The sequence below is a fragment of the Actinokineospora sp. PR83 genome (genome assembly GCF_021056305.1).
Classification (GTDB): domain Bacteria; phylum Actinomycetota; class Actinomycetes; order Mycobacteriales; family Pseudonocardiaceae; genus Actinokineospora; species Actinokineospora spheciospongiae.
The window spans coordinates 110,278-133,295 of sequence record NZ_JAJCXD010000079.1 but is presented as its reverse complement, the minus strand read 5'-3'; the positions used below and the strand labels follow the sequence as shown (position 1 = coordinate 133,295).

General features: G+C 73.4%; 18 protein-coding genes. 15 read left to right on the top strand and 3 right to left on the bottom strand.

Annotated features, from left to right (window positions below):
- Positions 1-132: 132 nt before the first annotated feature.
- Positions 133-2,205, top strand: coding sequence for a S9 family peptidase (locus L6E12_RS26425; protein WP_236230613.1), 2,073 nt, complete (start codon positions 133-135; stop codon positions 2,203-2,205).
- Positions 2,206-2,260: 55 nt separating this feature from the next.
- Here the strand turns inward: L6E12_RS26425 and L6E12_RS26420 are convergent, their stop codons facing one another.
- From L6E12_RS26420 to L6E12_RS26410, 3 genes are all read right to left on the bottom strand, one after another.
- Positions 2,261-3,088, bottom strand: coding sequence for a helix-turn-helix transcriptional regulator (locus L6E12_RS26420; RefSeq protein WP_236230612.1), 828 nt, complete (start codon positions 3,086-3,088; stop codon positions 2,261-2,263).
- 88 nt (positions 3,089-3,176) lie between these two features.
- Positions 3,177-4,127: an LLM class F420-dependent oxidoreductase gene (locus L6E12_RS26415; RefSeq protein ID WP_236230611.1), complete on the bottom strand. Its 951-nt coding sequence runs from the start codon at positions 4,125-4,127 to the stop codon at positions 3,177-3,179.
- A 150-nt stretch (positions 4,128-4,277) separates the two neighbouring features.
- A complete protein-coding gene (locus L6E12_RS26410; protein WP_236230610.1) occupies positions 4,278-5,492 on the bottom strand; it encodes a folylpolyglutamate synthase/dihydrofolate synthase family protein in 1,215 nt (404 codons plus the stop codon).
- Positions 5,493-5,544: 52 nt separating this feature from the next.
- On the opposite strand from L6E12_RS26410, the gene L6E12_RS26405 reads away from it, so the two are divergent.
- From L6E12_RS26405 to L6E12_RS26340, 14 genes are all read left to right on the top strand, one after another.
- Complete coding sequence (locus tag L6E12_RS26405; protein ID WP_236230609.1) at positions 5,545-6,165, top strand: cyclodeaminase/cyclohydrolase family protein; 621 nt, start codon at positions 5,545-5,547, stop codon at positions 6,163-6,165.
- Positions 6,158-7,000, top strand: a complete 843-nt coding sequence (locus L6E12_RS26400; protein WP_236230608.1) for a bifunctional 5,10-methylenetetrahydrofolate dehydrogenase/5,10-methenyltetrahydrofolate cyclohydrolase — start codon at positions 6,158-6,160, stop codon at positions 6,998-7,000. The genes L6E12_RS26405 and L6E12_RS26400 overlap by 8 nt, the downstream gene beginning before the upstream one ends.
- A gap of 98 nt (positions 7,001-7,098) precedes the next feature.
- On the top strand, positions 7,099-8,442 hold the full coding sequence (locus tag L6E12_RS26395) for an aminotransferase class V-fold PLP-dependent enzyme (protein WP_236230607.1): 1,344 nt from the start codon (positions 7,099-7,101) through the stop codon (positions 8,440-8,442).
- A complete protein-coding gene (locus L6E12_RS26390) occupies positions 8,439-9,719 on the top strand; it encodes a lysine N(6)-hydroxylase/L-ornithine N(5)-oxygenase family protein (protein WP_236230606.1) in 1,281 nt (426 codons plus the stop codon). Before L6E12_RS26395 ends, L6E12_RS26390 begins: the two co-directional genes overlap by 4 nt.
- The gene (locus L6E12_RS26385) at positions 9,716-11,476 is read left to right on the top strand and encodes an IucA/IucC family siderophore biosynthesis protein (protein WP_236230605.1); all 1,761 of its coding nucleotides are present in this window, start codon (positions 9,716-9,718) and stop codon (positions 11,474-11,476) included. Before L6E12_RS26390 ends, L6E12_RS26385 begins: the two co-directional genes overlap by 4 nt.
- Positions 11,477-11,540: 64 nt before the next feature.
- Positions 11,541-12,902, top strand: a complete 1,362-nt coding sequence (locus tag L6E12_RS26380) for a glutamine synthetase (protein WP_236230604.1) — start codon at positions 11,541-11,543, stop codon at positions 12,900-12,902.
- Positions 12,903-13,242: 340 nt separating this feature from the next.
- Positions 13,243-13,584 (top strand): hypothetical protein, encoded by a 342-nt coding sequence (locus L6E12_RS26375; RefSeq protein ID WP_236230603.1) that lies wholly within the window; start codon positions 13,243-13,245, stop codon positions 13,582-13,584.
- 82 nt (positions 13,585-13,666) lie between these two features.
- Positions 13,667-14,341, top strand: coding sequence for a DUF6766 family protein (locus tag L6E12_RS26370; protein ID WP_236230602.1), 675 nt, complete (start codon positions 13,667-13,669; stop codon positions 14,339-14,341).
- Between the two features lie 244 nt (positions 14,342-14,585).
- On the top strand, positions 14,586-15,389 hold the full coding sequence (locus tag L6E12_RS26365; protein WP_236230601.1) for a TIGR03084 family metal-binding protein: 804 nt from the start codon (positions 14,586-14,588) through the stop codon (positions 15,387-15,389).
- A complete protein-coding gene (locus L6E12_RS26360; protein WP_308075325.1) occupies positions 15,386-17,056 on the top strand; it encodes an acyclic terpene utilization AtuA family protein in 1,671 nt (556 codons plus the stop codon). Before L6E12_RS26365 ends, L6E12_RS26360 begins: the two co-directional genes overlap by 4 nt.
- Positions 17,053-18,198 carry an acyl-CoA dehydrogenase family protein gene (locus L6E12_RS26355; RefSeq protein ID WP_236230600.1) on the top strand — a complete coding sequence of 382 codons (1,146 nt, stop codon included), beginning with the start codon at positions 17,053-17,055 and terminating at the stop codon, positions 18,196-18,198. Before L6E12_RS26360 ends, L6E12_RS26355 begins: the two co-directional genes overlap by 4 nt.
- A gap of 88 nt (positions 18,199-18,286) precedes the next feature.
- The gene (locus L6E12_RS26350) at positions 18,287-19,885 is read left to right on the top strand and encodes an acyl-CoA carboxylase subunit beta (protein ID WP_236230599.1); all 1,599 of its coding nucleotides are present in this window, start codon (positions 18,287-18,289) and stop codon (positions 19,883-19,885) included.
- A 5-nt stretch (positions 19,886-19,890) separates the two neighbouring features.
- Entirely contained in the window at positions 19,891-21,858 is a 1,968-nt protein-coding gene (locus L6E12_RS26345) for a biotin carboxylase N-terminal domain-containing protein (protein ID WP_236230598.1), read from the top strand.
- A complete protein-coding gene (locus tag L6E12_RS26340) occupies positions 21,855-23,012 on the top strand; it encodes an acyl-CoA dehydrogenase family protein (RefSeq protein WP_236230597.1) in 1,158 nt (385 codons plus the stop codon). Before L6E12_RS26345 ends, L6E12_RS26340 begins: the two co-directional genes overlap by 4 nt.
- Positions 23,013-23,018 lie beyond the last annotated feature (6 nt).

The following is a 23,018-nucleotide window of genomic DNA, read 5'->3' as shown; positions in this document are numbered from 1 at the left end:
CATGGACTCTCCTGCCGGATCTTGAGAACAACCTGTGCGCAGGCGAGGGATTGCCCAAGAGAGCGGACCCGCCCCCGGCGGCAGCGGGTCGTCGGGTCCCCTCGCCCGGTCCGCCCGACTAGGTTGGGGGCCGTGACCAGTGACACCTCCTTCCTCCGCCTCCAGGCGCGCACCCAGCGCTTCACGCTCGGCTCCCCCCGCGAGTTCCGCGTCGCCGCCGACGGCAGCCACGTCCTGTTCCTGCGGTCGTCCTCCGGGGAGGACCGCACGCACGCCCTGTGGTTGCAGGACCTGTCCACCGGGCAGGAGACCCGGCTGGGCGACCCCGGCGAGCTGCTGCTGGGCGGCACCGAGGAGCTGTCGGCCGAGGAGCGGGCCCGGCGCGAGCGCTCCCGCGAGCAGGGCGGTGGCGTGACCGGCAACGCCACCGACGCCGCCGCCAGGGTGTGCGCGTTCGCGCTGTCCGGGCGGCTGTTCGTGGCCGACGCGCTGACCGGCGCGGCGGGCGAGGTGGCCACCGCCACCCCGATCATCGACCCGCGGCCCGACCCCGGCGGCACGCACGTCGCGTACGTGTCCGGGGGTGCCCTGCGGGTGGTCGGCATCGATGGCGCCGACGACCGGGCGCTGGCCGAGCCCGGCGGCCCGGACGAGACCTACGGGCTCGCCGAGTTCATCGCCGCCGAGGAGATGGGCCGCTCGCGCGGCTTCTGGTGGTCCCCGGACGGCACCCGGCTGCTGGTCGCGCACGCCGACAAGAGCGCGGTGCGGCGCTGGCACATCGCCGACCCGGCCGACCCCGCCGCCACCCCGCACGTGGTGTCCTACCCGGCCGCGGGCACCGACAACGTGACCGTCCGCCTGGAGGTCATCGGCCTCGACGGCACCCGCGTCCCGGTCGACTGGGACAACCGGGCCACCCCGTACCTGGTGACGGTGCACTGGTCGGCCGCGGGCAAGCCGCTGATCGCCGTGCAGTCCCGCGACCAGAAGACGGTCGAGGTCCGCGCCGTCGACCCGGACACCGGCGCCACCGAGCTGCTGCACACCGACACCGACGACACCTGGGTCGAGATCTCCCCCGGGGTGCCCGCGTGGACCCCGGGCGGTGACCTGGTCCGCATCGCCGCCAGCGACGGCGCGAACCGGCTCTTCGTCGGCGACGAGTGCGTCAGCGGCGACCTCCAGGTGCGCTCGGTGCTGCACGTCGGCGACGACGTCCTGTTCTCCGCCTCCGCCGAGGACCCCACCCAGGTCCACGTCTACACCTCCGGCCCGAACCGGGTGTCCACTGAGGACGGAGTGCACAGCGCGACCCGGGCGGGCGACGTCATCGTGCTGGTGTCCTGGTCGCTGGAGTGGGCCGGGCCGAAGGTGCGGGTGCTGCGCGGCGGCGAGGAGATCGGCACCATCACGAGCCTGGCCACCGAGCCGCCGATCGTGCCCGACGTCCGGCTGCTCACCGTCGGCGAGCGCGGGCTGCGGGTGGGCCTGCTGTACCCGACCGGGCACGTCCCTGGCACCAAGGTCCCGGTGCTGATGGACCCCTACGGCGGCCCGCACGCGCAGCGGGTGCTCTCGACCCGCAACGCCTTCGTGAACCCGCAGTGGCTGGCCGACCAGGGCTTCGCCGTCCTCGTCGCCGACGGCCGCGGCACGCCGGGGCGCGGCCCGGAGTGGGAACGGGCGATCGCCGGGGACTTCGCGGGCGTCACCCTGGCCGACCAGGTCGACGCGCTGCGCGCCGTCGCCGCCGAGCACCCCGACCTCGACCTGGACCGGGTCGGCATCCGCGGCTGGTCCTACGGCGGCTACCTGTCCGCGCTCGCCGTGCTGCGCGCCCCCGAGGTGTTCCACGCCGCCATCTCCGGTGCCCCGGTCACCGACTGGCGCCTGTACGACACCCACTACACCGAGCGCTACCTCGGCCACCCCGACGAGCGGCCCGAGGTGTACGCGCGCAACTCGCTCATCGACGACGCGCCCAACCTGGACCGGCCGCTGCTGCTCATCCACGGCCTCGCCGACGACAACGTGGTGGTCGCGCACTCGCTGCGGCTGTCCACCGCGCTGGTGGCGGCGGGCCGCCCGCACGCCCTGCTGCCGCTGCCCGGGGTCACGCACATGACCCCGCAGGAGGACGACGTGGCGGAGAACTTCATGCTGATGCAGTTGCGCTGGCTCAAGGGCGCCCTCGGCGGGTGAGCGCCGCGGCGGCGGGGAACCCCGGTGGCAGAACGGGTTCCCCGCCGCCGTCGTTTCAGCTCCGGTCGTGATCGGCCGCGATCCGGGTCATCAAGTTCACCGAATCGATATGGTCGAGCGCCGCCGAGGCGATGGTGGCGGTGATCGCGGTGAACAGCTCGACGTGCTCGGGGGCGTCCAGGAACCCCGAGGAGCCCTCGTGCTCCAGGTAGACCAGCGGGGACGACTTGCGGAAGCGCAGCACCGCGAACCGCCCCGGGTTGCGGTAGCCGCCGTGGCGGAACGGCACCACCCGGACGGTCACGTTGGACTGCCGCGCCCGGCTGATCAGCCACCGGATCTGCGCGGCCATCGCCACCCCGCCGCCCACCGGCCTGCGCAGCACGGCCTCGTCCAGGAACGCCACGTACTCCGGCGCGGACAGCTTCGACAGCACCGCCTGCCGCCCCACCCTGGCGCGCACCCGCTGCTCCAGCGCGGTGCCGAACTCCATGCTCTGCGCCTGCGCGGCCCGGGCGTACTGGGCGGTCTGCAGCAGCCCGGGCACCGAGGTCGGGGCGAAGTCGACGATCGTGGTCGCCTGCGCCTCGAACCGGGCCAGCGCGGCCGGGTCCGGCGCCATCCCCAGCCAGCCGGGGACGGGGAGTTCACCCGCCAGTTCCAGCACCGCCCTGCGGTCGTCGGTGGTGGCGCCGTAGACGGCCAGCATGCCGCCCAGTTCCTCGGTGGAGGCCTCGCGCTTGGCGTTCTCGGTGCGGTTGAGGCTCGCCGAGGAGATGCCCAGCCGCCGGGCGGCGCCCCGGGTGGTCAGCCCGGAGCGGACCCGCAGCGTGGTCAGCTCGGTGGCGAGCGCCCGCATCCGCGCGGACAGTCGTTCACTCATGCGGCCACAATGGGCACTCGCGGGCCGCGAAGCAACCGCCGCAGATGGTGGAATGGTTGCAGGACTTGAAATCCAGCGTGAGAGCCGGTTACTTCGGCGCCAGCGCCCGCACCATGTCGGCCGGGTCGGCCGCGGTGGGCAGCACGGCGATGACCGGGGTGGTCAGCCCGTTGTCCACGTAGGACTGGACCTGCTCCCGGCAGCTCTCCGGCGACCCGTGCACGACCAGGTCGTCGACCACCTCGTCGGGGATGGCCGCGTTGGCGGCCTTGCGGTCGCCCGCCGCCCACGCCTCGTGCATCGGGCGCAGCAGCTCACCGCGGCCGAGCCAGTCGTGGAAGGCGGCGTAGGCGGGGACGGTCAGGTAGCTGCTGATCAGTAGCCTGCCCAGCCCGCGCGCCGCCTCGGCGTCCTCGGTCGGGCAGACGAACACCCTGGCCACCAGCTCGGCGTCCGACCCCATCTCGGCGCGCACCCTCGGCACGTCGCGCGCGCCCAGCCAGTTGGTGATCGCGCCGTCGGCCTCGCGCGCGGCCAGCCGCAGCATCCCCGGCCGCAGCGCGGCGAGCAGGATCTCCGGCGCGGTGGCGGGCGGGCGCTCCAGCCGGAACTTCGACACGGCGAAGGTGTCGTACTCGGCGCTGACCTTCTCCCCGGCCAGGGCCGCGCGCAGGAACCGCAGCGTGTCCCGGGTCCGCTTGAACGGCTCGGTGAACTCGGCGGCGTTCCACCCCTGCACGATCGTCGGCGACGAGGTGCCGATCCCCAGCGCGAACCGGCCGGGGGCCAGCTCGGCGATGGTGGCCGCGCTCATCGCCAGCAGCCCGGGACCGCGGGTGTAGACCGGGACGATGGCGGTGCCCAGCCGCAGCTCCGGTGCCCACTCGGCGGCCAGCGCCAGCGGGGTGAACGCGTCGGTGCCCGCCGTCTCGGCCGTCCAGGCGTCGGTGTACCCGAGGTCCGGCAGCTCCTTGACCAGCTCGCGGTGCGCGGCCAGCGGCACCCCGGTCAGCGGCAACGTGATACCCCACCGAGCCATAACGACCTCCTCGTCCGAACCGTCGAGGCCGACCCTACCGCGTGGTAACCCCGGCGGTGGTGGTCGTGCGCGGGTGGCACGGCCCGCCGGGTCGCCAGTTCGTCCACATGAGACAAGTGGTCGCCCCAGCCGATCTTCCTGTCCGAAGCGCTAGAGCGCTTGCCCGGGGTCCGACAGCAGCGCCCGCACCTGGCTGACCAGGTAGAGCGACCCGGTGACCAGGTGCGTCGGCTCCGGCCGGGCCCGCAGCACGGCCAGCGCCCCCGGCAGCCCGGGGCACACCTCGACCGAGGTGAACCCCAGCGCGGTGGCCCGCTCGGCCAGCTCCGCGGCGGGCACGGAGCGCTTCGGCAGGTCGCCCAGCACGGTGAACTCCGGGACCACCAGGTGGGCCGCCAGCGGGCGCAGCGCCAGCAGGGCGGCGTCCAGCTTCGCCGGGGGTGACACCAGCAGGTTGGCCAGGACCGCGGCCGAGGTCACCCCGCGCTCGGCCAGGCTCTCCCGCAGCGCGTCGAGCTTCTGCGGGTTGTGCGCGCCGTCGAGCACCAGGTCGCCGTACTGCTCCAGCCGCCCCGGCGGTTGCGCGGACACCAGCGCCGACGGCGTCACCGCCCGGCCCAGGACCGCCGACGTCGCGGCCCTGGCCAGGGACCAGTTGCGGCGCTGGAACAGCGGCAGGTCGGCGGGTCCCTCGTCGTGCACCACGGTCAGCTCCGCGCCCACCCGGTCGGCGTGCCCGCGCACGACGGCCATCGCCACCGGGTCCTGCGCCAGCAGCAGCGCGGTGTTGCCGGGGTGGATGATCCCGGCCTTCTGCGCGGCGATCTCCGGCAGCGTCTCGCCGAGGACCTCGGTGTGGTCGAGGCCGATGTCGCCGATCGCGCACACCTTGTCGGCCCGGGTGGCGGTGTTGGTCCCGTCGAGCAGGCCGCCGAGGCCGGTCTCGACCACCGCGACGTCCACCTCCAGCTCGGCGAACGCCCAGTAGGCGAAGGCGACCAGCACCTCGAAGTAGGTCAGCGGACCGGTGACCTTCGGCAGGAACCGGTCCAGCAGCTCCAGGAAAACCGGCTCCGGCAGCGGTTCCCCGTCGACCTGCACCCGCTCGGTGATCGAGGTGATGTGCGGCGACACGGTCAACCCCGTCCGCACTCCGGCCTCGTGCAGCATGGCGCGGGTGAAGTAGGCGGTGGAGGTCTTGCCGGAGGTCCCCGCCACGTGCACGACCCGCAGCCGGTCCTGCGGTGCGCCGACGTCGTCGAGGAAGGACCGCAGCCGGTCGAGGGAGTAGCCGACGCGCAGCGCGGCACTGCCCGGGACGAACCGGTACAGCTCGGCCACGGCCTCGTCCAGGGACCTCAGCACCGCCGCTCCCGCACGCGTCTCCCGATCGGCGAGCCCGGTTACTATCCGGGCCATGAAGGATTCGACTATCGGCTCGTGGCTCGCCGAACTCGGGGATCGTACCCCCACGCCCGGCGGGGGCGGCGCGGCCGCGCTGCTGGCCGCGACCGGCGCCTCGCTGGTCGGCATGGTGAGCTCGTACACCACCGGGGGCAAGTGGGCCGACCGCGAAGCCGACATGCTGGCCGTCAAGGCCGAGTCCGACCTGCTGCGCGAGCAGGCCCTCGCCCTGGCCGACGCCGACGCCGAGGCGTTCGCCGCGGTCGGCGCCGCCTACGGCCTGCCCCGCGCCACCGACGAGGACAAGGCCGCCCGCCGCACCGCGATCCAGGCCGCGCTGCGCGGCGCGGCCGAGCCGCCCGCCGAGGTCGGCCGGGTCGCCACCCGGATCGTCGAGCTGGCCGACGGCCTGGTCGAGCGGGGCAACCCCAACGTCGTCTCCGACGTGGCCGTGGCCGCCTCCAGCGCCGCCGCCGCGCTGGAGTCCGCAATCGTCAACATCGAGATCAACGTGGCCTCGATCAAGGACACCGAGGTCGCCGAGGGGCTGCGCGCCAGGGTCACCGAGCTGACCGGGGCGATCGAGCGCGCCCGCGGGATCGTCGAGCGCGTCCGGGAGGGTCTGCGTGGCTGAGAACCTGAGCGGCAAGGCACTCGCCACCGCCATCCGCGCGGACGTCGCCGAGCGCGCCGCGAAGCTCACCGCCTCCGGGGTCACCCCGGCGCTGGCCATCGTCGTGGCCACCGACGACGACGGCACGCTCTGGTACGTGCGGTCGATCGTCAAGGCCGCCGAGAAGGTCGGGGTCCGCGCGGTCATCCACACCGTGGACGACCCCACCGCGGACGCCATCGCGGCCACGCTGACCGAGCTGGCCGCCGACGACGACACGCACGGCATCATCCTCCAGACGCCGCTGCCCGAGGGCGTTTCCCTCACCGACCTGGCGCACCTCATCCCGGCCGCCAAGGACATCGACGGGGCGAGCCCGGTCAGCGCGGGCAACCTGGTCATCGGCACCCCGGCGTTCGCCCCGGCCACCGCCGAGGCGTGCCTGGAGCTGCTGGCCCACCACGGTGTGCCGCTCAGCGGCAAGCGCGCGGTCGTCATCGGGCGCAGCGCCGTGGTCGGCAAGCCCGTGGCGCAGTTGCTGCTGCGCGCCGACGCCACGGTGACCGTGACGCACTCGCGAACCGTGGACCTCCCGGCGGTCGCGCGCACAGCCGAGGTGCTGGTCGTGGCCATCGGGCGGGCGGACTTCGTGACCGTCGAGCACGTGTCGCCGGGCGCGGTCGTGATCGATGTGGGCACGAACACCGCGGCCGACGGGTCGCTCGTCGGCGACGTCGAGGCGGCGTCGGTCGACGGGGTGGCGGGCGGGCTGTCCCCGGTGCCGGGCGGTGTCGGGCCGGTGACCACGGCATTGCTGCTGCGGCACGCGGTGGCGGCGGCCGAGGGCGGCTTCTGAACCCGTCGCGGGCTGCGGGGCACGTCACCATCGCCGGGGGGTGATCCACTCGTATTGTCGGTAAGGGTTGCCTCACTTGTCGACGTCGAAGGGGTCAGATGACCTACGAGCCCGCGGCCCTGGCCGCGCCGGACGCGGTGCGCGCCCTGGTGTCGGTGGCGCTGGATGCCCTGGCCGAGGGGGCTCGCCAGCGCGGCGGGCCGGTGCCCGCGGGCGGACCCGCGGCGCTGGCCGTCGCCGACGACCCGGTGCCCGCCACCGGGGTCGGCGCGGTCGCCGCGCTGGCCGCGCTGACCAGGCGGTTCGCCGCCGGGTCAGCCGACCCGGCCGACCCGTGGTGCGCGGCGCACCTGCACTGCCCGCCGCTGGCCGTGGCCGCCGCGGCCGACCTGGTGGCCAGCGTGCTCAACCCGTCGATGGACTCCTGGGACCAGGCGCCGGTGGCCAGCGAGCTGGAGGGCGAGCTGACCAGGGGACTGGCCCGGCTCTGCCACCCGGCGGCCCCCGCGCCGGACGCGCTGGTCACCACCGGCGGCACCGAGTCGAACCTGATCGCCCTGCTGCTCGCCAGGGAGGCCCTGGGGCCGGTGACCGTCGTCTGCGGGCGCAACGCCCACCACAGCGTCGCCCGCGCGGCGTGGCTGCTGGGGCTGGCCGAGCCGGTGCCGGTCGACTGCGTGGGCGACCGGATCGATCCGGCCGCGCTCGACGCCGCGCTGGCGCGGATCGCGGGCCCGGCCGTGGTCGTGGCCACCCTGGGGACCACCAACACCGGCGCCATCGACCCGCTGCCCGAGATCGCCACCAGCGCCCGCGCGGCCGGGGCGTGGCTGCACGTCGACGCCGCCTACGCGGGCGCGCTGCTGTTCAGCGACCGCCGGTCCCTGCCCGCACTCGACCAGGCCGATTCCGTCGCCCTCGACCTGCACAAGTTCGGCTGGCAGCCGATCGCGGCGGGCCTGCTCGTCTGCGCCGACTCCGAGGTCCTGCGCGCGCTGAGCACCAGCGCCGACTACCTCAGCGCCGACGACGACGCCGAGGCCGGCCTGCCCGACCTGCTCGGCCGCTCGCTGCGCACCTCCCGCCGCCCGGACGCGTTCAAGATCGCCGTCACGCTGCGCGCGCTGGGCCGCTCCGGGGTGGGCGCCCTGGTCGACCACTGCTGCGACACCGCCACCGCCGTCGCCGGTGCCGTCCGCGCCCACCCCCGGCTGCGGCTGTGGGCGGAGCCGACGCTGTCGACGGTCCTGTTCCGGCCGGTCGACGCCCCCGACGCCCAGGTCGCCGAGATCCGCCGCGACCTGCTGCGCTCGGGCACCGCCGTGCTCGGCCGGGCCCAGGTCGACGGCGAGCTGTGGCTCAAGCTGACGCTGCTGCACCCGCACACCGCGGTCGAGGACTACGCGCCGCTGCTGGACCTCGTCGCCGGGCGGGCGGGATGACCCCGCTCGACCTCGCGGGCATCGGCGTCGGCCCGTTCAACCTGTCGCTGGCCGCGCTCGCCGACGGGGTCGACGGGCTGTCGACCGCCTTCTTCGAGCGCGAACCCGGGTTCCGGTGGCACCCGGGGATGATGATCGACGGGACGACGCTCCAGGTCCCGTTCCTGGCCGACCTGGTCAGCCTGGTCGAGCCCGCGCACCCGCTGTCGTTCCTGAGCTACCTGCGCGCGCACGACCGCCTGTTCCCGTTCTACTTCGCCGAGAAGTTCCACATCCCGCGCGCGGAGTACGACGACTACTGCCGGTGGGCCGCGCGCCGGTTGCCCTGCCGGTTCGACAGCCCGGTGGGCTCCGTCCGGTGGTCCGACGCCGAAGGGGCGTTCGTGCTCGATGTGGCCGGTGAGCGGGTTCTCGCGCGCTCGGTCGTCCTGGGCGTGGGAACCGGCCCTGTCCTCCCGGAACCACTACGGGGACTGGACCGCGTGACCCACTCCGCGCAGTACCTCGCCGCCCGTGACCGGTTGGTCGACGCCGACGACGTCACCGTCATCGGCTCCGGGCAGTCGGGCGCGGAGGTGTTCCTCGACCTGCTCCGCCGCCGCCGGGGCGCGGTGCGCTGGCTGACCAGGACCAGGGCCTTCGCGCCGATGGAGTACTCCAAGCTGGGGCTGGAGCAGTTCACCCCGGACTACACCCGCTACTTCCGCGGCCTCGCCGGACCGGTCCGCGCCGCCCTGGTGCCCGCGCAGTGGCAGCTCTACAAGGCGATCAGCGCCGAGACCATCGACGAGATCCACGACGAGCTGTACCGGCGCACGGTCGGCGGCGGCTGGCCCGACGCCACCCTCGCCCCCGGCGTCGAGGTCGTGGCGGCGACCGCGGCGCCCGACGGGGTGGAGCTGCGGCTGCGACACGTCGACGCGGGGACGACCAGCTCACTGCGCACCACCGAGGTCGTGTGCGCCACGGGTTACGCGGAACGCGACCTGGGCGGGCTCCTCGGTGACCTGCCCGCCTACGACGACGAGGGCAGGCTCGTCGTGGACGGCGACTACCGGGTCGCGGTGCGCCCCGGGGTGACCGGCCGCCTCTACGCGCAGAACGCCGAACGCCACACCCACGGGGTGGGCGCCCCGGACCTGGGGTTGGCCGCGTGGCGGGCGGCGACGATCCTGAACTCGGTCTGCGGACGGGTCGTGCACCGACTCCCGGAGCGCACGGCCTACACCACTTTCGGGTTCACTGGGGACCGGACAACCGAGGGGAGTGCGACGTGACGGCGTGGCGCGAGGCCGGGTCACTGGTGACCCACAAGGCGCTCGGCGAACTCAGCTACGAGGGCCTGCTGCGCCCGGTGCCCGACGGCGAACCGGACGACCGCGGTCACCGCCCCTGGCGGCTCGACCTCGCGGGCGGCGCCGTCTACCGGTTCGCCGCCCGACCGGGCGCCTTCGAGTCCTGGTCGGTCCGCGCGGGCAGCGCCACCCGCGACGGCGCCCCCGCCGACGACCCGCGCACGCTCGTCGTCGACGCCCGCGCCGAACTGGGCCTCACCGGGCTGCGGCTGGCCGACGTGCTGGCCGAGCTGACCGCCACCGTCGCCAACGAGGCCGCCCGCCTCGACCGCTCGGTCACCGCGGCGGAACTGCTCGCCCTCGACTACGACACCGCCGACAGCCACCTCACCGGCCACCCCCGCATCGTGCTCAACAAGGGCCGCGTCGGCTTCTCCGCCACCGACCGCGACCGCTACGCCCCCGAGTCGGGGCGCACGTTCGCCCTGCCGTGGCTGGCCGTGCACCGCGACCACGCCGCCTTCCGCTGCGTCGACGGCCTCACCGCCGACAGCCTGCTCACCGACGAACTCGGCGCCGAACTGCTCGCCGAGTTCCGCGCCAAGCTGGACTCCCCGCAGGACTACGTGCTGGTCCCGGTCCACCCGTGGCAGGCGGACGAGGTCGTCGGCACCCTCTACGCGGCCGAGGTGGCCACCGGTGTGGTCGTCCCGGTGGGGGAGAGCCGTGACCGCTACCGGCCGCACCAGACCGTGCGGACCCTGGCCAACACCACCGACCCCGTCCGCCGCGACGTCAAGACGGCGGTGTCGGTCCGCAACACCCTCGTCTACCGGGGTCTGGCCTCGGCGGCGACCCTGGCCGCGCCGGAGGTCACCACCTGGCTGCGCACCGTCCACGAGTCCGACCCGCTGCTGCGCGACGAGTACCGCTTCGACCTGCTCGGCGAGGTGGCCAGCGTGTCGGTGCGGCACCCGCTGTTCGGCGCGGTCGAGGAACTGCCGTACCGGTTCCACGAAACCCTGGGCGCGCTGTGGCGGGAACCGATCCGCACCCGCCTGGCACCGGGGGAGCGGGCCCTGTCGTTCGCCGCACTGCCCTACCGGGGTCCCGACGGCGAGTCGGTCATCGCCCACCTGATCACCTCCTCCGGCCGCACCGCCGACGAGTGGCTGCGCCGCACCCTCGACCTCGCGCTGACCCCGCTGCTGCACTGGCTCCTGGAACACGGCGTCGGCTTCTGCCCCCACGGCCAGAACCTCATCCTCATCACGGATGAGAAGGGGGTACCCCTGCGCGTGGCCATCAAGGACTTCGCCCAGGGCGTGGACCTGCTCGACGAGCAACTCCCGGCCTACGAACTGCTCGGCGCCGCCGCCGCGGCGGACATGCTCCGCTGGCCCGCCCACCTCCTGGTGCAGTCGCTGTTCAGCTCCGTCTTCGCGGGCCAACTGAGGTTCCTCGCCGAAATCCTCTACGACGACCTGGACTACCCCCGCCCCCGCCTGTGGTCCCACGTCCGCGAGATCGTCGCCGCCTACCGCGACGCACACCCGGCCACCACCGCCCGCTTCGACGCCTGCGGCCTGTTCGCCCCCGACGTCGAACGCGTCTGCCTCAACCGCGAACACCTCGCGGGCCAGGGCTTCGACAAGATCGACCGAGACGACGAGTTCGACGTCCGCTCCGGCCGCGCCCTGAACCCCCTCGCCGCCCCTGACCCCCAGGGCGCCTGGTGAACCGTCCCCCGTCGACCACAGTGGACGCGCGGCCCCCGTGCCCGCCCCACCCGGAGACCGCCCGATGACCCTGCTGGACCACCGCCGCCCGGTCGGCCCCCGCCCACTCGCCGACCGCGCCCGCAAGGCCTCCGCCCTCGCAGGCAGGCTCCGCGACGCGGTCGCCGACGGCAGCATCCGCCGCGTCGTCTGCCTCGTCCCCGACCCGCACGCCCGCTTCGACGCGGTCGAACTGGGCGCCCCCTTCTTCGTCGACTCCGTCCTGCCCGGCGGCTACGGCATGTGCGCCTACCTGTTCGGCACCAACGCCGAGCGCGAGGTCATCAACGCCCCCGCCGTCGACCAGTTCCTCGGCGGCTACGGCGACCTCCGCCTCCGCCCCGACCTCGCCACCCTCGCCCCGGCCCCCGGCCGCCCCGCCACCTGGCTGGTGGTCTGCGACGTCGAGTGGCCCGACGGCCGGCCCATCCCGGAAGCCCCCCGCACCACCCTGCGCGACCGGTTGGCCGCCCTGGAGCAGGTCGGTGTCGTCCCGTCCGTCGGCATCGAGCACGAGGTCACCTTCACCACCCCCGGGGGAACCCCGCTCACCACCACCGGCCTCGACTACGCGGTCCACGCGCTCACCCCGCTGCGCACCGTCCTGTCCGCAGTGGACACGGCACTCGACGAACTGGACCTCGGCCTGGAGTCCGCCCGGGGCGAAGTCCACCCCGCCCAGTACGAGTACGTCCTCCGCCACCGAGACCCCCTCGCCGCCTGCGACGACGCCATGCTCCAACAACTGGCCGTTCGAGCCGCCGCAGCCGCAGTGGGCGTCCGAGCGGGCTACCTCGCCGCGGAGGCCCCCAATACCGGCAGCTCCTGCCACGTGCACGTCTCCCTGAACGACCCCGGCGGCGCCCCCTTGGGCGCGGGAGCCCGCCCCACGGAGATGTCCACCCTCTTCGGCCACTTCCTGGCGGGCGTCCTCCGGGCCGCCCCGGACCTGACGGCGTTCTGGGCCCCCACCTGGAACTCCTACGTCAGACTCCGCACGGCTCCGTTCTCCCCCCGCCAGGTGAGCTGGGGCACCGACAACCGCACCACTGCGGTCCGCCTGGCGGGGCAGGGTCCCAACCTCCGCCTGGAAGCCCGCTTCGCGGGCGCCGATGCCCAGCCCCACCAGGTCGTCGCCGCCCTCCTCGCCGCAGGTCTCTCCGGCATCACCGACCGCCTCGACCCCCCACCCGAAGGCCGCATCCAGGGCGACCTCGCCCGAACCCCCTGGGAAGCCCAACACCGCCTCGCCACCTCCAAACTCGCCCCCACCCTGCTGGGCGAGGAGGTCGTCGCCCACAAGCTGGCCATCTTCACCGAGGAACTCACCCAATCCCTGGACCCCGTCACCCCCTGGCACCGCACCCACGGCGACCTCCGCGCCTGACCACCGAGCCCCCGAACCACGAACCCCGTCGACCAGCACCGAACCCACCGCCCCGGCAACCACCCACCCGGGCACCGCAAGCACGGTCTCCGGGCTCTGCACCGTTGCCGGTCATCGCCATCGTGCGGCGTGGGGAGCGGAACCAGAGGTCGTAGGTGTGACCGGTGCCGGGTGCTGTGTCGCGGATTCGCGTGTTCGAGCGGTAATATGTCCATCGAGGACCGAACGGTGGTCGATCCTCTCCACCGGTGCGCGGTGAGCCATTCGATGACGCGGGGAAGTCGTGCACTGAGAGGAGTTCGTGTCGGTGAGGGACCGTCGTCCGACATCGCGTCCAGCAGTGCTGCTGTCCGCGCTGTTGCTGCTGGGCGGGTGCGGTTCGGGCGCCGAAGACCTGGTGCGGCGGGCGGCGGGCGACTTCCTGTCCGCGGTCGCCGGGGGCGATGCGGCACGAGCCTGTGAACTGCTGACCGACGAAGCCCGCGAGGACGCCGACTGCGGCGCGTTGGGGATCACCGGCGGCGAGGTGGAGCAGGTCGAGGTGTGGGGTGACGCGGCCCGGGTGCGCACCGCGAGCGGGGTGTTTTTCCTGCGGGAACTGGCGGTCGGGTGGCGCATCTCGGGCGCCGGGTGCGAACCCGGTGGTGACCGCCCGTACGAGTGCGAGGTGGGTGGGCGGTGATGCGGCGTGGGATGTTCTACGCCTACCTCGTGGGCGTACTGGCCCTGCTGGTGTGCTTCACCGCGATCGGGTGGGTGGGGATATGAAGCGGTTCCTGCGCGACAACGGTCTCGGCTTGGTCTTCGGCCTGCTGTTCCTGGCGGCACTGGTCGGCCAGGCGTTCGCGGGCAACGCCGACCTCAACCAGCGCAGGCTCGCCGACGGCGGTGACCCGATCGGCCTCGGGCAGTACGTGGTGTCGTCGGACTTCGCTGTTGACGTCGCGGAGAACTGGCAGTCGGAGTACCTCCAATTCGTCCTGTTCGTCTTCGCCACCGTGTGGCTGACGCAGCGGGGGTCGACGGAGTCGAAGCCCTTCGACCGGCGTGGCAGGGAGACTGACGAGCAGCAGTTGTCGGGCGAGCACGTCGAGGAAGGGTCCCCGCCGTGGGCCAAGGCGGGCGGGTGGCGCACCAGGGTGTACTCCAACTCGCTGGGCCTGGTGATGCTGGCGCTGTTCCTGGGTTCGTGGGGCGCGCAGTCCGTCGCCGGGCGCAGCGCCTACAACAACGACCAACTGGTCAACTTCCAGGACACCGTGACCTGGTGGGAGTACGCGGGGTCATCGGACTTCTGGAACCGGTCGCTGCAGAACTGGCAGTCGGAGTTCCTGGCCATCGGCTCGATGGTCGTGTTCAGCGTGTACCTGAGGCAGCGGGGCTCTTCCCAGTCCAAACCGGTGGGCAGCCCGCACACCGACACCGACAAAAACGGGTGATCGGCACCCCGTCCCCGTCCGACTGCGCCGAGCGGGCCGAAGACCCCCGGTTTCGAGACTGACCCGCCCGGTCGCCTTCAGCAGACCCGACACCTGAAGCGCGCAGCCTGGTGAACCCCAGCGTCGAACCGCCCCCGGGACGAGCTGCCCCGCCCACCCGCCTTCTGCTGCCCGACGACCCCACCCCAAAAACAATCAAGCACGAATGCTTGATAATCCCCTCACCCCGTGCCACGGTGAACCCGTGGTCGACCTCAGCTCCCTCCTCACAGACCTCCGCGCCGAAGGCGACGAACTGGACTCCTGGCTCGCGGACCTCCCCGAACCGGCCTGGCGCACCCCCACCCCCGCCCCCGACTGGACCGTCGCCCACCAGGTCGCGCACCTGGCCTGGACCGACGAACGCGCCCTGCTCGCCACCACCGACGCCGCCGCCTTCCAGGCCGAGATCGTCGAGGCCCTCACGTCCGACCCCGACCCCCAGCGCTTCGTCGACCAGGGCGCAGAGGACGGTGCCCGGCGATCCCCGCGCGACCTCCTCCACCACTGGCGCGAACGCCGCACGGCCCTCCACAACGCCCTCGCCGCCACCCCCGGCGGCGTCAAGCTCCCCTGGTACGGCCCGCCCATGAGCCCGGCCTCCATGGCGACCGCGCGCCTGATGGAGACCTGGGCGCACAGCACCGACGTCGCCGACGCCCTCGGGGTCCGCAAACCGACCACCGACCGGATCCGGCACGTCGCCCACCTGGGAGTCCGCACCCGCGACTTCGCCTACCTGGTCCGGCAGAAGCCCGTCCCCACCGCTGCCTTCCGGGTGGAGCTGACCTCCCCGAGCGGTGACCTCTGGACCTGGGGCCCGGCCGAAGCGGAAGCCGCGGTCACCGGCCCCGCCCTCGACTTCTGCCTGCTCGTGACCCAACGCGTCCACCGGGCCGACACCGCGCTCGAAGCCACCGGCGCGGCCGAGGAGTGGCTCGGCATCGCCCAGGCGTTCGCAGGCCCACCCGGTGACGGCAGGCCCCGCCAGGCAGGGGTGACCCGGTGATCCGCATCGGCAACGCCTCCGGCTTCTACGGCGACCGCCTCAGCGCCGTCCGCGAGATGCTCACCGGCGGCGACCTCGACGTCCTGACCGGCGACTACCTGGCCGAGCTGACCATGCTCATCCTCGGCCGCCAGCGCCTCAAGGACCCCGCGGGCGGCTACGCCAAGACCTTCCTCCGCCAGTTGGAGGACTCCCTGGGCACCGCGGTCGAGCGCCGGGTCAAGATCGTCTCGAACGCGGGTGGCCTCAACCCGGCCGGGCTCGCCGACGCGGTCCGCGCCCTGGCCGCGCGGCTGGGCCTCGACATCACCGTCGCCCACGTCGAGGGCGACGACCTGCTGCCGCGCGCCGCCGAACTCGGCCTCGACGGCGCGCTGACCGCCAACGCCTACCTCGGCGCCTGGGGCATCGCCGAGTGCCTGAACGCCGGGGCGGACGTCGTCGTCACCGGCCGCGTCACCGACGCCTCCCTGGTCGTCGGCCCCGCCGCGGCCCACCACGGCTGGGCGCCCGGCGACCTCGACCGGCTCGCGGGCGCCACCGTCGCCGGGCACGTCATCGAGTGCGGCACCCAGGCGACCGGCGGGAACTTCTCCTTCTTCACCGAACTCGACGACCTGGGCCACGCCGGTTTCCCCATCGCCGAGATCGCCGAGGACGGGTCCGCGGTCATCACCAAGCACCCGGGCACCGGGGGAGCGGTCACCGTCGAGACGGTCACCGCGCAACTGCTCTACGAGATCCAGGGACCGGACTACCTGGGGCCGGACGTCACGACCAGGTTCGACACGATCACCCTGGCCGCCGACGGCCCGGACCGTGTGCGCATCAGCGGGGTGCAGGGCTCGCCGCCACCGGAGACGGTCAAGGTCTGCGTCAACACCCTCGACGGCTTCCGCAACAGCGCGACCTTCGTGCTCTGCGGCCTCGACGTCGAGGCCAAGGCCGCCCTGGCCCGCCGCCAGCTCGAAACCGCCGTCGGCGCGGAGGGCCTGCACTGGACCCTCGCCCGCACCGACCACCCCGACGCGGACACCGAAGAGACCGCAAGCGCTTTCCTGCACGCCACCATCCGCACGCCGGACCCCCAACGCGCCAAGGCGTTCTCCCGCGCGACGGTGGAACTCGCCCTCGCCAGCTACCCCGGCTTCACGCTCACCGCCCCACCCGCTGACGGAACCCCGGTGGGTGTCTACCGCGCGGACTACGTGGACCGATCCGAGGTGGCAGCGGTCGCGGTCATCGCCGGGGAGCGCAAGACCATCCCCTGGGGCGAAGCCACAAGGGTCGAACCGCGCTCCATCGACTACCCCGCCTCGACAGCCGAGTACGGCCCCACCCGCGCGGTCCCGCTGGGCCACGTCATCGGCGCGCGCTCCGGCGACAAGGGCGGGGACGCCAACCTCGGGGTGTGGGTGCGCAAGCCCGAGGCCTTCGCCTGGCTGCTCGGTGAGCTGACCACCGACCGCCTCCGGGAACTCCTCCCGGAGACCCGGGGCCTCGACGTCGAGCGCCACCCCTTCCCCAACCTGAACGCGGTGAACTTCCTCGTGCGCGGGGTCCTCGGCCAGGGCGTCGCCGCCTCGACGCGGTTCGACCCGCAGGCCAAGGCGCTCGGCGAGTGGCTGCGGTCCCGCGTCGTCGACGTCCCGGAGGCGTTCCTGTGAACCCGTTCGACACCGCTGAACGCCGTGAGCTGCGGGCGACCGTGCGCGGCTTCACGACCAGCGAGGTGCTGCCGCACCTCGACGACTGGGAGCGCGCGGGTGAGCTGCCCCGGTCGCTGCACAAGTCCGCCGCCGCGCTCGGCCTGCTCGGCATCGCCTTCCCGGAGGCGGTCGGCGGCGAGGGCGGGTCGCTGGTCGACGCCATGGTCGTGGTCGAGGAGATGCACTACGCAGGTGCGTCCGGCGGGCTCATCGCGTCCCTGCTGACCTGCGGGATCGCTGTGCCGCACCTGGCCGCGGCCGCCGATCCGGAGCAGGTCGGGCGGTGGGTGCGGCCGACGCTCGCGGGCGACCTGATCGGGTCGCTGGCGATCACCGAGCCCGACGGCGGCTCCGACGTGGCGGGCATCCGCACCACCGCGGTCCGCGACGGCGACCACTTCGTCGTCAACGGGGCCAAGACCTACATCACCTCCGGCGTGCGGGCCGACTTCGTGACCACGGCGGTGCGGACCGGCGGCCCCGGCGCGCACGGGGTGTCGCTGCTGGTGGTGGAGAAGGGCACGCCCGGGTTCGCGGTCAGCCGCAAGCTGGAGAAGATGGGCTGGCACTGCTCCGACACCGCCGAGTTGTCCTACGTGGACTGCCGGGTGCCGGTGTCCAACCTGGTGGGGGCGGAGAACACCGGGTTCGTCCAGATCGCGCAGAACTTCGTGGCCGAGCGGCTGACCCTCGCCGTGCAGGCGTACGCGACGGCCCAGCGGGCGCTGGACCTGTCGCTGGAGTGGTGCAGGCTCCGCTCGACGTTCGGCAGGCCGCTGATCTCCCGGCAAGCCGTGCAGAACACCCTCACGGAAATGGCCCGCCGCATCGACGTGGCGCGGGTCTACGCGCGCGACGTCGCCCTGCGGCACCTGGCGGGCGAGGACGTCATCGCCGAGGTCTGCTTCGCCAAGAACACCGCCGTGGAAGCGGGGGAGTGGGTCGTGCGCGAGGCGGTGCAGCTCTTCGGCGGGCTCGGCTACATGCGCGAGTCCGAGGTGGAGCGGCACTACCGCGACATCCGCATCCTCGGCATCGGCGGCGGGACCGACGAGATCATGACCATGCTGGCGGGCAGGCGACTGGGGTTCGCGCAATGACCCGATCGGGGGATGGGGACAACTTTTTGACGGTTTCCGGCGCCCGGCGGATCGTATTCCCGGACACCACGAGCGAAGGAGGTGCGCGATGACGGTGCTGAGGTCCGCTGTGGACACCACGGCCACCGAGTTCGCGGCCAACCGCGAGGCGATGCTGGCGAAGCTGGCCGACCTCGACGCCGAGCACGCCAAGGCGGTGGCGGGCGGCGGCGAGAAGTACGTCAGCAGGCACCGCGCCCGCGGCAAGCTCCTGGCCAGGGAGCGGGTCGAGCTGCTGCTCGACCCGGACTCGCCGTTCCTGGAGCTGTCGCCGCTGGCGGCCTGGGGCACCGACTACCAGGTCGGCGGCAGTCTGGTCACCGGCATCGGGGTGGTCGAGGGCGTCGAGTGCCTGGTCAACGCCAGCGACCCCACCGTCAAGGGCGGCGCGATCAACCCCTGGGGGATGCGCAAGGGCTTCCGCGCGGCCGACATCGCCGCGCAGAACGGGCTGCCGACGGTCAACCTGGTCGAGTCCGGCGGCGCCGACCTGCCCACCCAGAAGGAGATCTTCATCCCCGGCGGCCGCACCTTCCGCGACCTGACCCGGTCCTCCGCGGCCGGGGTGCCCACGGTGGCGCTGGTGTTCGGCAACTCCACCGCGGGCGGGGCGTACCTGCCGGGCATGTCCGACCACGTGGTGATGGTCAAGGACCGGGCGAAGGTGTTCCTCGGCGGACCGCCGCTGGTCAAGATGGCCACCGGCGAGGAGTCCGACGACGAGTCGCTCGGCGGCGCGGAGATGCACGCCCGCGTGTCCGGCCTCGCCGACTACCTCGCCGTGGACGAGCGCGACGCCATCCGGCTCGGGCGGCGGATCGTCGCCCGGCTCAACTGGCGCAAGCGGGGGCCCGCCCCCGCCGCCGACTACGCCGAGCCCGAGCACGACCCGGAGGACCTGCTGGGCATCGTGCCCACCGACCTCAAGGTCCCGTTCGACCCGCGCGAGGTCATCGCCAGGGTGGTCGACGGGTCGGACTTCGACGAGTTCAAGCCGCTCTACGGCAGCAGCCTGGTCACCGGGTGGGCGCAGGTGCACGGCTACCCGGTCGGCATCCTGGCCAACGCCCGCGGCGTGCTGTTCTCCGAGGAGTCGCAGAAGGCCACCCAGTTCATCCAGTTGGCCAACCAGACCAACACCCCGCTGCTGTTCCTGCACAACACCACCGGCTACATGGTCGGCAAGGAGTACGAGCAGGGCGGCATCATCAAGCACGGCGCCATGATGATCAACGCGGTGTCGAACTCGAAGGTCCCGCACATCTCCGTGCTGATGGGCTCCTCCTACGGCGCGGGCCACTACGGCATGTGCGGCCGGGCCTACGACCCCCGGTTCCTGTTCGCCTGGCCCAGCGCCAAGTCCGCGGTCATGGGGCCGCAGCAACTGGCCGGGGTGCTCTCGATCGTCATGCGCCAGGGCGCCGAAGCGCGCGGCCAGGCCTACAACGAGGAGCACGACGCCGCCATGCGCGCCATGGTCGAGAACCAGATCGAGGCCGAGTCCCTGCCGACGTTCCTGTCCGGGATGCTCTACGACGACGGCATCATCGACCCGCGCGACACCCGGACCGTCCTCGGCATCGCCCTGTCCGCCGTCCACACCACCACCGTCGAGGGCGCCGACTCCTTCGGCGTCTTCCGGATGTGAGCCCGATGATCACCAGCCTGCTCGTGGCCAACCGCGGCGAGATCGCCCGCCGGGTCTTCCGCACCGCCCGCGACCTCGGCATCGCCACCGTCGCGGTCCACTCCGACGCCGACGCGGACTCCCCGCACGTGCGGGAGGCCGACGCGGCCGTCCGGCTCCCCGGCTCCAGCCCGGCCGAGACCTACCTGCGGCCGGACCTGCTCATCCGGGCCGCGCTCGACGCCGGGGCCGACGCCGTGCACCCCGGCTACGGCTTCCTGTCCGAGAACGCCGAGTTCGCCAGGGCCGTCCTCGCGGCGGGCCTGACCTGGGTCGGACCACCGGTCGAGGCCATCGAGCGGATGGGCTCCAAGATCGAGTCCAAGCTGCTGATGGCCGAGGCGGGCGTGCCGACCCTCACCGACGTCGCCGAGCCCACCGAGGCCGACCTGCCGCTGCTGGTCAAGGCCTCCGCGGGCGGCGGCGGGCGGGGGATGCGGGTGGTGCGGCGGCTCGCCGACCTCGACGGCGAACTGGCCGCGGCCCGGTCCGAGGCCGCGTCCGCGTTCGGCGACCCGACCGTGTTCGTCGAGCCCTACCTGGAGACCGGGCACCACATCGAGGTCCAGGTCATGGCCGACCGGCACGGCACGGTGTGGGCGGTGGGGGAGCGCGAGTGCTCCATCCAGCGCCGCCACCAGAAGGTCGTCGAGGAGGCGCCGTCGCCGCTGGTGGAGCGCACGCCGGGGATGCGCGACCGGCTGTTCGACGCCGCCCGCAAGGCCGCGGGCGCCATCGGCTACGAGGGCGCGGGCACCGTCGAGTTCCTCGCCGACGACGCCGGTCGCTTCTACTTCCTGGAGATGAACACCCGCCTGCAGGTCGAGCACCCGGTCACCGAGTGCGTCACCGGCCTGGACCTGGTGGCCCTGCAACTGTCCGTCGCGGAGGGCGCGCCGCTCGCGGCCGACCCGCCCGGGTCCGCCGGGCACGCCATCGAGGTCCGGCTCTACGCCGAGGACCCGGCGCTGGACTGGCGGCCGCAGAGCGGAACCCTGCACCACTTCGACGTCCCCGGCGTCACCGCGCACTTCACCGCCGCGGGTGAGCGCGGGCTGCGCCTCGACTCCGGCGTCGAGTCCGGCTCGGTCGTCGGGGTGCACTACGACCCGATGCTGGCCAAGGTCATCGCCTGGGCACCCGACCGCACCGCCACCGCCCGCGCCCTTTCCGGTGCCCTGGCCAAGTCCCGGGTGCACGGCGTGCACACCAACCGCGACCTGCTGGTGCGGGTGCTGCGCCACCCGGCTTTCCTGGCGGGCGAGACCGACACCGCGTTCTTCGACCGGCACGGCCTGGGCACCCTGTCCGAACCGCTGGCGGACAAGGACACCGAGGCGCTGTCCGCCCTCGCCGCCGCACTGGCCGACGCCGAGGCGAACCGGGCCGCCGCCCGGGTGCTCGGCCGCGTCCCCGGTGGCTGGCGCAACGTGGTGTCGCAGCCGCAGGTCAAGGTGTACACGGGGGCCACCGGCGAGCACGAGGTGCGCTACCGGGTCGGCCGCGCCGGGCTGGCGGCCGACGGGTTCACCGGCGTGCGGCTGGTGTCCGCCACCGCCCGGGTGGTCGAGCTGGAGGTCGCCGGGGTCCGGCGGCGGTTCGAGGTGACCGCGGTCGGCGGCTCGGTGTGGGTCGACTCCGCGCTGGGGCCGGTCGCGCTCACCGCGGTCGACCGGTTCCCCGACCCGGCCGACCAGGTCGCCGCGGGGTCGCTGCTGGCCCCGATGCCCGGCACCGTCGTGCGGGTCGCGGTGTCCGCCGGGGACTCCGTCACGGCCGGGCAGCCGCTGCTGTGGCTGGAAGCGATGAAGATGGAACACCGCATCGACGCCCCCGCCGACGGGGTCGTCGCCGAGCTGCCGGTGTCCGCCGGGGACCAGGTCGACGTCGGCCGCGTGCTCGCGGTCGTCCGCACTGCCGAGGAGGGGTCATGAGCTTCACCGAGTCCGAGGAACGCCAGGCGCTGCGCAAGGCGGTCGCCGAACTGGGCCGCAAGTACGGCCACGAGTACACGCTCAAGGCGGCGCGCTCCGGCGGCCACACCACCGAGCTGTGGAACGAGGCGGGCAAGCTGGGCTACCTCGGGGTCAGCGTGCCCGAGGAGTTCGGCGGTGGGGGCGGTGGCATCGGCGACCTCGCCGCGGTGTGCGAGGAACTCGGCGCCACCGGCACCGGCCTGCTGCAGATGGTCGTCTCGCCTGCCATCTGCGCGACGATCATCGCCCGCTTCGGCACGCCGGAGCAGAAGTCGCGCTGGCTGCCCGGCTTCGCCGACGGCACCCTGCGGATGGCCTTCGCCATCACCGAGCCCGACGCCGGGTCCAACGCCCACCGGCTCACCACCACCGCCCGCCGCGACGGTGACGGCTGGGTGCTCAACGGCCGCAAGATCTACATCTCCTGCGTGGACGAGTCGCAGTCGGTGATGGTGGTCGGCCGCACCGAGGACGCCAAGACGGGCAAGCTCAAACCCGCCCTGTTCGTCGTGCCCACCGACGCCCCCGGCTTCGAATTCCAGCGCATCGAGATGGACGTCATCGCCCCCGACAGCCAGTTCCAGGTCTTCATCGACGACGTCCACCTCCCCGCCGAGGCCCTGGTCGGCTCCGAGGACGCGGCGCTGATGCAGTTGTTCGCGGGCCTCAACCCCGAGCGCATCATGGCCTCCGCCTACGCCGTCGGCATGGGCCGCTTCGCCCTGGACAAGGCCGTCGAGTACGCCAAGACCCGCACCGTGTGGAAGGAACCCATCGGCGCCCACCAGGCCGTGGCGCACCCCTTGGCCAAGGCGAAGGTCGAACTGGAACTGGCCAAGCTGATGACCCAGAAGGCCGCCGCCCTCTACGACTCCGGCGACGACATGGCCGCGGGCGAGGCCGCCAACATGGCCAAGTACGCCGCGGGCGAGGCCGTGGTCAACGCCGTGGACGCCGCCGTCCAGACCCACGGCGGCAACGGCCTGGCCAGCGAGTACGGTCTGGGCGCCCTGGTGGCGGCCTCCCGGCTGACCCGCATCGCCCCGGTCAGCCGCGAGATGATCCTGAACTTCGTCGCCCAGTTCTCCCTGGGCCTGCCCAAGTCCTACTAGGAGCAC

Excerpts from the sequence above, each read along its gene's own strand:
- L6E12_RS26380 (WP_236230604.1), top strand. The coding sequence starts at position 11,541 with ATGACCCTGCTGGACCACCGCCGCCCGGTCGGCCCCCGCCCACTCGCC.
- L6E12_RS26350 (WP_236230599.1), top strand. The coding sequence starts at position 18,287 with ATGACGGTGCTGAGGTCCGCTGTGGACACCACGGCCACCGAGTTCGCG.
- L6E12_RS26395 (WP_236230607.1), top strand. The coding sequence starts at position 7,099 with ATGACCTACGAGCCCGCGGCCCTGGCCGCGCCGGACGCGGTGCGCGCC.
- L6E12_RS26340 (WP_236230597.1), top strand. The coding sequence starts at position 21,855 with ATGAGCTTCACCGAGTCCGAGGAACGCCAGGCGCTGCGCAAGGCGGTC.
- L6E12_RS26405 (WP_236230609.1), top strand. The coding sequence starts at position 5,545 with ATGAAGGATTCGACTATCGGCTCGTGGCTCGCCGAACTCGGGGATCGT.
- L6E12_RS26370 (WP_236230602.1), top strand. The coding sequence starts at position 13,667 with ATGAAGCGGTTCCTGCGCGACAACGGTCTCGGCTTGGTCTTCGGCCTG.
- L6E12_RS26345 (WP_236230598.1), top strand. The coding sequence starts at position 19,891 with ATGATCACCAGCCTGCTCGTGGCCAACCGCGGCGAGATCGCCCGCCGG.
- L6E12_RS26420 (WP_236230612.1), bottom strand. The coding sequence starts at position 3,088 with ATGAGTGAACGACTGTCCGCGCGGATGCGGGCGCTCGCCACCGAGCTG.
- L6E12_RS26415 (WP_236230611.1), bottom strand. The coding sequence starts at position 4,127 with ATGGCTCGGTGGGGTATCACGTTGCCGCTGACCGGGGTGCCGCTGGCC.
- L6E12_RS26390 (WP_236230606.1), top strand. The coding sequence starts at position 8,439 with ATGACCCCGCTCGACCTCGCGGGCATCGGCGTCGGCCCGTTCAACCTG.